Here is a 12,178-nt window from a genome sequence, read left to right on the forward strand (position 1 = left end):
TTTTTTTAAAATATAAGAAAGTATATTATTTTCTCATCCTTATCTTATATTTCACCGTCTAAGCTGCTTCAGCGTCAGAAGGACGCCGAAGGCGTTTTAGCTTGTTTAATCCATTTCATAAATTGAACCTGATTTGCTGGCATAAAGCTCGGCGTACACCTTCTCGGCGTAAGCATCGGTCATACCCGAAATATAATCCGCAACAAATCGCGGCCAGCTCCATTTGTTCTTATGGATCTCGTAATTTTCTATCCAGTCTGGCGGAATGATAAGGCGACCAGATTCTTGAACCTTGAAACTGTCCCATAACCGTCTTATCATGATTTCACTGCGCATTTGCAAGCGCTGAACACGGAAATCCTTAATGAGGGTCACCCATGCAAGCTTCTTCAAAATCTCCATCGTGCGGAGCAACTCGATATCCTGTTGCCCATTGTTGACGAACGTGACCTTTTTCCAGCTGCGCGATGTATCGTCTATAATGCCGACTTTGCCTGCAAACAAGCTGACCCAGCGCGCTTTCATCTCCCGCCTTGTGCGCGAGGCTTCGCGATCACAGCTTACATACAGCTCCTGCCACTGCTCGAAATAGGAGACGAGTACACGCTTCACCATCGCAGGGATATCGACCTCTCCCCAGCCGATTCCGGTATTGCCTTTATCCTCGACAATTTCCTGAACAACATGGTCGATAAGTCTGCTGTCTTCAAAGAAAGTACGATTCATTTGGATTTTACCTGCACGTATGCCGTCTTCGATGTCATGTGTGGAATAAGCGATGTCATCACATAAATCCATGAGCTGTGCTTCCAATGTTGAACAGCCTTCTGGAATTTTCCATAAATGGCGTAGCTGTTCAATCTCTCCCCACTCTGTGCTGTAAAGCCCCTTTAGACGGCCAGGCTCACTGAGGCTAAAAGGGTATTTATTAATAGCAAGCAAGACAGCTGCAGTTAAATCAAGGCCGCTTCCGCTTCCTGCCCTTTTCTCTAAAAACATCAATATTCGAAAATTTTGCGCATTGCCCTCGTATGGTATGCCATACTCCTCCATGAGCAAATGGTTGAGCACCTCTTCACCTTTATGTCCAAAAGGGGGATGACCCAAATCATGCGCGATCGCGGCAATCTCGACGACAGCGGGATCTAATATGAGCCCCGGATGCTCTTTGCGCGCAAGGAAATCATATTGTTTGCCTAACTTGCGAGCAACCTCGCGTGCAATCTGCGACACTTCGAGAGAGTGGGTTAGCCTTGTTCTATAGTAATCGCCCGTACCTGCGCCAAATACTTGTGATTTACCTTGCAGGCGGCGAAAGGCGGGAGATTGAATGAGTCTCGCATAATCTCGTTCATACTCATCTCGCTCCTCGCTTAAAGTACCGAGCGCTTTCTCGTCCAATCTAAGCTTGCGTATGTCCATCGTAAGTCCTCCAGTGCCGTTTATGCGGGTAGTATTGAAATATATTAGCTCATCTAGTACATGTTGTAGATAGGTTTTTTTACGTCTTAAATTAGGAAAAATGCTTTGTTGCTTGAATTGTAGCATATAATGAGGCTTGAACATACACCGTGCTTGGAGTATGATCGCATTAGCTTTAACATAAAACTGAGGTGCTATAATACGGATGGTCATAATGCAAAATGCATCTGCAATTATTATGCTGCTAAACATTTTTTTGGCGATTACGGTTATCTTTCTAGAGAGGCGCAGCGCAAGTACAACTTGGGCATGGCTGATGATTCTTTTTTTCATCCCCGTTTTCGGCTTTGTTTTGTATTTAATATTAGGGCAGAAGGTACGTAAAAGAAAGCTGTATAAGCTGCTGGGCGATAGTCAGCGCATTATCGAGCATACGGTCGAGAGGCAAATGCGCCAGCTGCGAGAAGATGAAATTGTATATAATGATCCAGCGATGCGAAGTTATCAAGACATGATCTATATGAGTCTGAAAACGAGCTATGCGGTATATACGAGCAATAATGCGGTTGAGATCTACACGGAGGGCAATCAGAAGTTTGATGCGCTGCTTAAGGATATAGAATCAGCCCAGCATCATATTCATCTCGTTTATTATATCGTCCGAGACGATGAGCTTGGCAGAAGATTGGTTAAGGCGCTGGCAGCGAAAGCGGCGGAGGGCGTAGAAGTCAAGTTTTTGTATGATCATATAGGAAGCTCAAGCTTGCCGAAGCGTTATTTTGCGGAGTTGATTGCAGCAGGCGGCAGGGAAGCGGCGTTTTTCCCATCGCGCATTCCTTATTTGAATTTAAAAATCAATTATCGCAATCACCGCAAGCTCGTTATCGTTGACGGACAAGTCGGTTATATTGGCGGCTTCAACATCGGGGACGAATATTTAGGATTAAATGAGCATTTCGGCGAATGGCGGGATACACATCTTAGAGTTCGCGGCAATGCCGTGCTGCAGATGCAGGCGCAGTTTCTGATGGATTGGAATTTAGCGGCTTCCGGTCGAATTGAGCTTAACGAGCTGTATTTCCCAATAATGAGCGATGATACGGGAACGATTGGCATGCAGCTTGTAGCGAGTGGTCCGGATACGCAATATCAGCAAATTAAAAATGGCTATATCAAAATGATTTATTCAGCTCGGAAAACAATCAGCTTGCAAACGCCATATTTTGTACCGGATGAAAGCTTGATGACCGCGCTGAAGATCGCTGCCCTGTCCGGGGTAGATGTACGTATTATGCTGCCGAGCAAGCCGGATCATTTCTTTGTATACTGGGCAACTCATTCTTATTTGGGAGAGCTTCTCGCAGGCGGAGTGAAATGTTATATGTACGAGAAAGGGTTTCTTCATGCAAAAACGCTTGTCATCGACGGCAAGGTGGCGTCCGTTGGAACAGCCAATGTCGATATTCGCAGCTTTAAGCTTAATTTCGAGATGAATGCGTTTATCTATGATACGCAGACATCGGCGAAGCTGCAACGCATTTTTGAAGATGATGTTAAACATTGCACGCAGTTAACGGAACAAGTTTATGCTAATCGTCCAATCATCAATCGATTGAAAGAATCGATTTCCAGGCTGCTTAGTCCAATCCTATAGACGAACATCAGTCTAATCCAATAGACGCAAATTAGTCCGATCCTATAGACACACATAAGAAGGGCTTCTGCTTATCTAAGATAACCAGAAGCCCTTCACGTGCTTGGTAGAGAACTATTCAATTTATTCTAACGCTCCAATCCGCTGTTTGCCTCTTCTTCGTCCTTTCGAATTTGTTACAAACCCTATCGACTTCGATCCTAATTTTATTGACCTCGATCAACTTCCTTTCGATTTGTTTCAAATCCTTGTTGCTTGTAAGTACTTCTCATCCAAATGATCGACTACATCCGTCTTCGCTATTGTCCCAGCATGTCCGGCAGTGATTGAATGCTCCTTCCCGAGATTATGAGACATGCATCGCTAACCTACTTCAATGGGCTATCCCCTCTCGTTTAAGATAGGCTTAGTATACACCTTTATTTGAATTTTGTAAATATTCAGATTATTTAATTCGACAAATAATTTTGTGTTGTTTTTTTAGGTGTGATTTTGCGTGTGAGGTGGGAGTATGTACATCTTAAGGTAGTGTAAGCTGTTGATCATGGTGAGTGGAAGTTGCGCATGATGGTAGGGGATGTAGAAATGGTTGCTTGAGCTGTAAACGCGACAAAGCATTGACTATTATGCCCGCCAGCGTTCAACCTGTACTTCATACACCTCAAACAGTAACTTTTGTGCCCGTCACCATTTTTGTAATGAGCGTAGAAGTCGAAGTTAATGATGAGTGGAGTTCATGCTTGCCTCTAACGAACTCAAAAGTCGTTATTATAATGATTTAGGCATAATCTGAATTCTAACGAACTTAGAGAACGTTATACGCACAAAAATGAGTTGAATCATTGATATTTGAGGCTAATAGGGTTATCTGGGTTCGTTACGTTTGAAAGTGTGTGGAATTGAAGCAAATAAGACTTCTGGAGTTCGTTACAACTTTTCGTGAGGTGCTTTTGTAGATTTCTTGTGGCTTCGGTGTGAAAGTTAATAAGTTTCCATATTGGTTCGTCAAGTATTGGTTGTGACTTTGAGCCGCCTTTTGGAATAAGGAGGATAAAGGAAAGCTCATGAGGTTGACCGTTTTCGACCTTCAATTTATACTTAGTCTAAAATCAGTAGTAAAAGGAATGATCTTTTTATGAATAAAATTAACTTAACGATACAGCGCAAGGCCATCTTTGAAGTTGTGCAGCAAGCCCATGATCACCCGACGGCGGCCGATGTCATTGAACGGCTTCGGGGCAAAGGCTTCAACTTCGCTTACGGCACCGTGTACAACTCATTGCGTTATTTGACAGATGTGGGTCTCATTAGAGAATTGAAGCTTGGAGAAACGGTTAGCCGCTATGATGCTCGGACGGATGAACATCAGCATATTGTGTGTACTGTATGCGGGCGCGTGGATGAAGTATTGACCGACTTGCCGAGTGAGTGGATGGAGAAGGTCGCTTTAGAGACGAAATACAAGATCGAGCATGTGCAAGTTGTATTAGAGGGGGTTTGTGATCAATGCGCGACGAAACAACCACAATGAACAACGATTATTTGAACGGGAACATGCCGCTCGACCAGAGTGCAGCCTCAGCCGCTGGCTATTCAGAGGAAGAGCTGCTGCAAAACGGGATGCTTTGCTCGATCACGAAGCGGGTCATGATTATTAGTCCGTTGCCAGAGAGGGTCAAAAGCTTGCTTGTCGCGCTTTCATCCGAATGCTTTGACGTGTTTTCACTGCATGATTTCAATAAAAGCATGCTCCAAAGCTTGCAGCCAGAGCTGCTCGTATTTGATGCGATTCCTGTAGCTCAAGCTGCCGCGAGCCATACTCTACAAGCAGGTGCAGAATTGGTAGAAGCAGCTGAGCTGCATGCGGTTCCTGTCCTCATTTTAATGGATCAAAAATTGTATGATAGCCGTGAAACTTTTGCCCTTGGCGCATCTGAGCTGCTAGTCTGGCCGGCTAAACCTGAGCAAGCGATAAAACAAATCAATCGTATGCTTCTGAATAAGCCAGCAGCAGCTGCGAAGGCGGATAGCGATATTCGTGTGTTTAAGGATATTACAGTTGATCTCAAAAAAATGACCGTTGATCGGGCGGGGCAGCGAATTGAGCTTACGAAGACGGAGTATGATTTGCTTCTGCATTTCATGACATCGGACGGATCCGTTCTAACGCGTGAATCTTTGCTCGATACCGTTTGGGGGCTGCATTTCTATGGAGGAAGCAACTTGGTGGATGCTCATATTAAGAGCTTGCGCAAAAAACTAAAGGATAGCGCCGTAGCACCAAAATATATAGTTACCGTGCGTGGTGTAGGCTACCGGATAGCGGATATTCGTGACTAAGGAGTAAGTGCATCATTTTAGGTAATGAATTTCACTAGCATGCTGCGGTTCATGAAATATTCATTTTTCATTCATTAGGCTTTCATGACAGTTGACCGTTGATTCGATAAGATTGTTTTATGGATTTAGATCAAGTCTAAATATATAAAATGATCGATGAGGTGCTATCATGGAAAACTATATGACAACGAACCAAGGCACGCCGGTTGGCGATAATCAAAACTCGCGCACAGCGGGGCAGCGTGGACCAACACTAATAGAGGATTACCATTTGCTTGAGAAGCTTGCGCATTTTGATCGGGAGCGTATTCCAGAGCGTGTCGTGCATGCCCGGGGAGCAGGCGCACATGGAGTATTTCGTACGGAAGTTAGTATGAAGGCTCATACGAAGGCTCTTTTTATGCAGGAGCCGGGAGTAGAGACGCCTGTATTTGTACGCTTTTCAACGGTTATTAACGGAACAGGTTCGCCGGAGACGGCGCGCGACCCACGCGGCTTTGCGGTAAAATTTTATACGCAGGAAGGTAACTATGATCTTGTTGGAAACCATTTGCCGGTATTTTTCATTCGAGATGCGATGAAATTTCCTGATATGGTGCATTCCCTCAAGCCGGCGCCAAATACGAATGTCCAAGAGCCTGCGCGCTACTGGGATTTCATGACGCTTTCCCCAGAATCGACGCATATGCTCACCTGGTTGTTCTCTGATGACGGTACGCCTGCTACTTATCGTGAAATGGACGGATTCGGCGTTCATGCCTTCAAGTGGATGAATGATGATGGTAAACCGACCTATGTTAAATATCATTGGAAATCGCTGCAAGGAGTACGGAACTTTACAGCAACTGAAGCTAGCGTGATGCAAGGCAAAGACTTTAACCATGCGACACGTGATTTACATGATGCGATTGAACTCGGCAACTTCCCAGAATGGGAGCTTCATGTACAGCTTATGCCTGTCGATCATGTGGAACGGTATGCGTTTGATCCACTAGATCCAACGAAGGTGTGGCCGGAGGATATGTATCCGTTGCAAAAGGTAGGCACGATGACGTTGAACCGCAACCCAGTAAATTATTTTGCAGAGGTTGAGCAGTCGGCTTTCTCGCCAAGCACACTTGTACCAGGAATCGAGCCATCGGAGGATAAATTGCTGCAAGGCCGATTGTTCTCTTATCCGGATACTCAGCGCTACCGCCTTGGAGCGAACTATCTACACATTCCAGTAAATTGCCCGTATGCACCTGTTCGCAACTATCAACGAGATGGTGCAATGACGATGCATGCAAATCCTTCTCCAGTGAATTACGAACCTAATAGCTCATCAGAGAGTCCAAAGGAAGCAAAGGCTTACGGGGATTCTTATGTACCTCTTCAGGGACAGGCTGGCCGCCAAAAAATCGACAAAACTGACGATTTCACTCAAGCGGGCGAGCGCTATCGCTCACTGCCTGAAGAACAACAAGCAAACCTAATCGCCAATTTGACTGGTGAGCTGGAGCAAACAAACGATGATATAAGACTTCGCGCCATCTGCAACTTCTTCCGGGCTGATCGCGAATTAGGCATGAAGCTTTCGCAAGCGCTAGGCGTTGATATCAGGAAGTTTGTACCTCAGAGCTAATTCAAAAGCAAACGGGAACATGATGACAGAAGCACGCAAAATATGCGTGTTTCTGTGTTTCCCATCTACATATTCTTAAATCCATTAGAAGCCATGAGTAAGCTAAAGTAGCCTCTAGCTACGAGAAACCACAATCGGTCAAACCAAACTTTAAAAGATATCCCGTTCAAGACGAACGATTTAACCAAGAATGAAGAAACTTTTAACCACCCAGTACTCTACTCAACAATCTACGAACTATTGAACCGACGTATCGACGAACCACGAACCCACGAACCCACCAAACAAACTAACCAATTCTTTCAATATCAACTAACACTAACAGGAAAACCTCCGGCTAATTATGCTAATCCAGCTGATTTCACTCACTTAGAAGGAATATCTCCCGTTAATTTGTTGGATATTAGCAAATTCAGCTGAGATGGACAGTATTAACAGGAGAAATTCCTCTTAAATTAATATTTTCCGTAAAAAAGTGTGAATTAGCGGTAGAAATTCCAGTTAAGCTACTTTTCTTTGAGGAGACAAGTTATGGAGGCAAGTAAGTTACATTTCTTATGCGAAGGATACGTTCATTTTAGCCAAATCACTCAACATCAATTAACACTAACAGGAAAACCTCCATCTAATTTTACTAATTCGGCTGATTTTAGTCATTTAGAAGGAAAGCCTCCCGTTAATTTGTTGGATATTAGCAAATTCCACTGAAATGGACTGAATTAACAGGAGAAATTCCTGTTAAATTATTATTTTTCGTAAAAAAGGGTGAAATAGCGGTACATATTCCAGCTAAGTTTCTTTTCTTTTGAGGAGACAAGTTGAGGAAGCAATTTAATTGCGTTTCATGCCAACTGATCGTTTATATGAGGTGGATAAGTTTGGACTTTCAGGCAACGGATAAGTTTGATATAACGCTAAAAAGAATGCAAGAACAACACTATTCTTATGATTCCAGATACCTTATAATCAAAGACAAGAGACGAAGAACGTCCCGTTACCACTCACTCTAGAGTGGCGACGGGACGTTTTCTATTTTCCAGAGGGGATGATTGAAGATGACTTATGAGGAGGCGCATCGCTCATTTATTCAATACCATTTAGATAAAAGGTCAGGGGAACGTCGCGGAAGGCTGGAAAGAGGGCATGGACATGTGGAATCCAAATTTTTGTGTAATGTTTGGTGGCCTTTGTGTGGAGATTTTCGAAACCTGCATCCTGAGTATGAAGTGTTGGATTGGCGCGGCAGATCCTATTTTGCAGATTTTGCTTGGTTTTCGGGTACTGTAAAGCTCATTATTGAGATCAAAGGATTTGCATCTCATGTCAGAGACATGGATCGACAAAAATATTGCCATGAACTAAACCGCGAAACCTTTTTGCATGCGATGGGTTATCCGGTCATCTCATTCGCTTATGATGATGTTGAGAAAAACCACCCTGAGATATGTATGACCATGCTCAAAATGGTGATGAGCAGGTACCAGGCTAGGCGAGCACCAATAACACGAATTCAACTAGCAGAGAAAGAAATTATACGGCTTGCAGTTCAACAGGCTCGTTTAATCAGGCCAAAGGATGTGGAGCGTCATTTTGGTATTGATCATAAAACAGCAGTAAATTTATTGAAAAAGTTATGCTCAAAAGGAGGGCTTATCCCTCTTTATCGTGGCAATCGACAACGAGTCGTAGGATATGAGCTCGCTCATGACTTTCTTAATTTTCTGGATTAATGTTTCAATCATTATTGCGACCGGCTTCAGCTTCTTACTTACATCGCAGCTTCCATGAAGCTAGATGGAAATGAGGAACTTTTAGATTAGAAGAAAAGCTTCCATTGACGATCACAAGTTTAAAAAAATAGCGTATGTTTGCGATGTTTATGGTTTTGAAGTACGATGGAATAAAGAGTAGTTTATTGCTGCCTTGTAAAGGATTAAGAGCATTTTCGCGATTATAAAAATAGGGCATCCACACCATGAAAACGGGGGTAATTAGCGGTGCTGCTGTCAACACAAGCGATTCAAGTTGGTTCCATCGTCATATCTGCTCTGGCCGGTCTTACACTTATTGTCCTGCGTATGCGCGCTGGTAAACGGCCGACCTCATTGCGCAAAATCATCATACCGCCGTTAGGCATGGCAACAGGCTTCGTCATGTTTGCCTTTTCCCAGACGCATATTCCATGGTTTTGGGGGTTAGCCGCTTTTTTGACCGGCATGCTGATCTTTGCTTTCCCATTAATCGTCACGACCCGTTTGGAACGCGTGAAGTCGGAAATCTATGTAAGACGATCTAAGGCGTTTGTATTTATTATGCTGACGCTGTTCATAATCAGGCTTTCTCTACATAGTGTCGTAGAGCAATATATGTCGATTCCGCAAACCGGGGCGGTTTTCTATTTGCTCGCTTTTGGCATGATTCTACCATGGCGCTTGGCTATGATTAGTGATTATATGAGACTGCAAAAAGTAGAAATGTAAGTTGAATGGGGGAGAATGTATGGATTCGAAGCTGACAGAACGAGTGAAGCTGACCCAGAGCAAACTTAGAAGACGGACACTATCTGCGATTTTTCAAGAATTTGATCAAAAAATAATGAAGCTTGAGCGCGGCAAACGTGAAGAAAAGTATCTTAAAATGTCGGAAACGCCATTTTCTTTTTTTCGCGGCAGCGCTTATTTATTTTATTTTGACGCATCACGAATTTGGTTTCCTTATCACACGCCAGAAGGGCGTCCCACTTGGGTTCAGGGCGATCTTCACTTTGAGAACTTTGGTGCCTTCCGCAATGAGCAAGGTACGCTCGTCTATGATGTGAATGATTTTGATGAAGGTTATCTGGGCTCGTATTTGTATGATTTGTTGCGAATGTCGGTAAGTATAGCGCTCGTCGGCAGGCTTAAAGGACAAACCCATGCTAATCAGATTAGCGCGGTTGAAGCTTATTTACAGGCCTATTCCAAGCAGATGCGCCGATTCGCAAAGGGCAAGGATGATCCTGGCACCTATGTGATTGATATTGAACGTGCGGAAGGTCCCGTCAAGAAGCTGCTCAAAAAACTGCAAAAACGCAAGGATCAGCACTTCCTCGAAAAGGTTACTGCGCTCGTACAGGAGCATAGGCAGTTTGCAACGACAGATGAAATTGTAGCTCCGACAAACGAGGAACGTGAAGCTTTATTGCAAGCATGGCCGATGTATTTAGATACCGTCAAAGCCGATGACTCAGAGGAATTGCGTCATTTTCAGGTTAAGGATATTGCAGTGAAGCATGGCTCAGGGACAGCATCTATTGGGCTCGATAGATACTATGTACTGATTGAAGCAGGCGAAGATGCACAAGGCGAGGACGATATCGTGCTTGAGGTAAAGGAGGTGCGAGTTCCAGTTCCAGCTTATTTTATGCCTTATGATGAGACATTTTGGTCTATGTTTGAGCATCAGGGACAGCGCGTAACCATGACTCAGAGAGCGATGCACCATGAGGCAGACCCGTATCTTGGATGGCTATCCATTGGAGAGCGGCAGTTTTATGTGCGTGAGCGATCACCATATAAGAAGCGGCTTAAGCTAGAAGCGCTTGATACGGCTGGGGATTTGCTGTCGGTTACGACGAGCATGGGCAGGCTGACCGCAAAAATGCATGCGCGGGCGGATGCCGATGTAGCGCAAGGTATTCTTGCGTATCACAGTGAGATTGAGATTGTGAAGGCGATGGGCAATGACGAGGATGCTTTTTGCACGTCAATTGCCAATTGGGCGCTGTCCTACGCAGATCAAGTGGAGCAGGATTATGCTTTGTTCACGGAATGGCTGGGCAGTAGAAAGTAGCAATCGCAATTATAAATAATATGACTGCACCTCGGTGCAGTCTTTTTTGCGTAGCAGCTATAAAAAACGGTGGTCAGCGCAGGGGATTACATATAGCGACTGGATAATCGATTTTATAACCATGCTTCGCTTTTCCTATATAGGCTTTAGGTTTGACATTCATTTGTTTCGCATGGTATTCTATGTAATAATTAAATTGTGTACAATTTAATTTATTATAACTCACATATTTTAGAGGAGGCAACAAACAATGAGCATTTACTCACATGAGCTGCAAAGCATTAATGGTAAACAACAAAGCATGGAACAATATAAAGGTAAGGTGCTAATTGTCGTCAACACAGCAAGCAAATGCGGGTTTACACCGCAATACGCGGATTTGCAAAAACTATATGAACAATATAAAGACCAAGGTCTTGAGATTCTTGGTTTTCCAAGTAATCAATTTGGCGAGCAGGAGCCGGGTGCAAACTCTGATGTTCAAAGCTTTTGCCAGTTGAACTACGGAGTGACATTCCCTCTTTTTGAGAAAACCGATGTACGGGACGAAACCGCTCATCCTCTTTTCAAGCAGCTAACGGAAGATGCGCCTTTCCAAGGTTTTGACACAAGTAACCCTAGCGGTAAAATGCTCAATGCTTTCCTTTCGGAGAAGCTGCCTCATTACCTCGAAGGCAACTCAGTCAAATGGAACTTTACTAAATTTCTAATTGACCGTGAAGGCAATGTCGTAAAACGGTTCGAATCGACCGATGAACCTGCCGATATGAAGGCTAATATCGAGCAGCTGCTATAGTGCTCCCTCACTTAAAAATGAAATAGATGCGGCTTCAGGGCGAAAAAAAGCCCATTTAATGGTTGTTTTAGTCGTTTTGTAGGTAAGACTGGCGTCTAATGACGAATAGCTTCCTTATATCCAAACATTCTTCGATGTGAAGGACTATACTTCGACCTTTGGAAGTGAATGCAAAGCTTACTTCTATATGCGTGAATCGGATGGTTCATAGAAGTGATATAGAATAAAGTAGGATCATTACGGACAACGAGATGTGCGAGGCTTGATCAATATGCTATCGCAATTCCGTAAAATCAACGGGTAATTGCTGAGGTTTTGATAGAGTGAACAACGAGCAATAGATGGGTTTTTAATTGGGGGAACAACGGATGCGACTACACGTTCACACACCGTCTAATAAGCAAAATGTGAGCGGCTTAACCTCAGTTTAAGAGTTAATTGTTGGGCTCATCATACACTTCATACTGTGCCTTTTGATCCTGCAATTCTTATGAAAATATCGTACTTACAC

9 protein-coding genes are annotated in these 12,178 nt (G+C 43.8%); 8 read left to right on the forward strand and 1 reads right to left on the reverse strand.

Going from position 1 to position 12,178, the window contains the following annotated elements; genetic code table 11:
• Positions 1 to 105 precede the first annotated feature (105 nt).
• Entirely contained in the window at positions 106 to 1,422 is a 1,317-nt protein-coding gene (locus AB4Z50_RS00570; RefSeq protein WP_441874662.1) for a deoxyguanosinetriphosphate triphosphohydrolase family protein, read from the reverse strand.
• A 205-nt stretch (positions 1,423 to 1,627) separates the two neighbouring features.
• On the opposite strand from AB4Z50_RS00570, the gene cls reads away from it, so the two are divergent.
• The 8 genes from cls (at position 1,628) to AB4Z50_RS00610 (ending at position 11,667) form a co-directional block, all read left to right on the forward strand.
• The gene (gene cls / locus AB4Z50_RS00575; RefSeq protein ID WP_339205444.1) at positions 1,628 to 3,076 is read left to right on the forward strand and encodes a cardiolipin synthase; all 1,449 of its coding nucleotides are present in this window, start codon (positions 1,628 to 1,630) and stop codon (positions 3,074 to 3,076) included.
• Positions 3,077 to 4,211: 1,135 nt separating this feature from the next.
• Positions 4,212 to 4,607, forward strand: coding sequence for a Fur family transcriptional regulator (locus AB4Z50_RS00580; protein WP_076266298.1), 396 nt, complete (start codon positions 4,212 to 4,214; stop codon positions 4,605 to 4,607).
• Positions 4,583 to 5,416, forward strand: coding sequence for a winged helix-turn-helix transcriptional regulator (locus AB4Z50_RS00585; RefSeq protein ID WP_441874663.1), 834 nt, complete (start codon positions 4,583 to 4,585; stop codon positions 5,414 to 5,416). Before AB4Z50_RS00580 ends, AB4Z50_RS00585 begins: the two co-directional genes overlap by 25 nt.
• 169 nt (positions 5,417 to 5,585) lie before the next feature.
• Positions 5,586 to 7,040 carry a catalase gene (locus tag AB4Z50_RS00590; protein WP_441874664.1) on the forward strand — a complete coding sequence of 485 codons (1,455 nt, stop codon included), beginning with the start codon at positions 5,586 to 5,588 and terminating at the stop codon, positions 7,038 to 7,040.
• 1,055 nt (positions 7,041 to 8,095) lie between these two features.
• Positions 8,096 to 8,770 carry a DUF559 domain-containing protein gene (locus AB4Z50_RS00595; RefSeq protein WP_441874665.1) on the forward strand — a complete coding sequence of 225 codons (675 nt, stop codon included), beginning with the start codon at positions 8,096 to 8,098 and terminating at the stop codon, positions 8,768 to 8,770.
• A 267-nt stretch (positions 8,771 to 9,037) separates the two neighbouring features.
• Complete coding sequence (locus AB4Z50_RS00600; RefSeq protein WP_441874666.1) at positions 9,038 to 9,520, forward strand: CcdC family protein; 483 nt, start codon at positions 9,038 to 9,040, stop codon at positions 9,518 to 9,520.
• A 19-nt stretch (positions 9,521 to 9,539) separates the two neighbouring features.
• On the forward strand, positions 9,540 to 10,871 hold the full coding sequence (locus AB4Z50_RS00605) for a DUF2252 domain-containing protein (RefSeq protein ID WP_441874667.1): 1,332 nt from the start codon (positions 9,540 to 9,542) through the stop codon (positions 10,869 to 10,871).
• Positions 10,872 to 11,121: 250 nt separating this feature from the next.
• Positions 11,122 to 11,667, forward strand: a complete 546-nt coding sequence (locus tag AB4Z50_RS00610; protein WP_441874668.1) for a glutathione peroxidase — start codon at positions 11,122 to 11,124, stop codon at positions 11,665 to 11,667.
• The last annotated feature ends 511 nt before the right edge of the window (positions 11,668 to 12,178 follow it).

Source organism: Paenibacillus sp. 2TAB26, from assembly GCF_052115145.1.
Taxonomy (GTDB): Bacteria; Bacillota; Bacilli; order Paenibacillales; family Paenibacillaceae; genus Pristimantibacillus.

What these genes read in the sequence shown, in the direction of transcription:
- AB4Z50_RS00590 (WP_441874664.1), top strand. Translation starts at nt 5,586, where the DNA reads ATGGAAAACTATATGACAACGAACCAAGGCACGCCGGTTGGCGATAAT.
- AB4Z50_RS00610 (WP_441874668.1), top strand. Translation starts at nt 11,122, where the DNA reads ATGAGCATTTACTCACATGAGCTGCAAAGCATTAATGGTAAACAACAA.
- AB4Z50_RS00570 (WP_441874662.1), bottom strand. Translation starts at nt 1,422, where the DNA reads ATGGACATACGCAAGCTTAGATTGGACGAGAAAGCGCTCGGTACTTTA.
- AB4Z50_RS00595 (WP_441874665.1), top strand. Translation starts at nt 8,096, where the DNA reads ATGACTTATGAGGAGGCGCATCGCTCATTTATTCAATACCATTTAGAT.
- AB4Z50_RS00585 (WP_441874663.1), top strand. Translation starts at nt 4,583, where the DNA reads ATGCGCGACGAAACAACCACAATGAACAACGATTATTTGAACGGGAAC.
- AB4Z50_RS00580 (WP_076266298.1), top strand. Translation starts at nt 4,212, where the DNA reads ATGAATAAAATTAACTTAACGATACAGCGCAAGGCCATCTTTGAAGTT.
- AB4Z50_RS00605 (WP_441874667.1), top strand. Translation starts at nt 9,540, where the DNA reads ATGGATTCGAAGCTGACAGAACGAGTGAAGCTGACCCAGAGCAAACTT.
- cls (WP_339205444.1), top strand. Translation starts at nt 1,628, where the DNA reads ATGGTCATAATGCAAAATGCATCTGCAATTATTATGCTGCTAAACATT.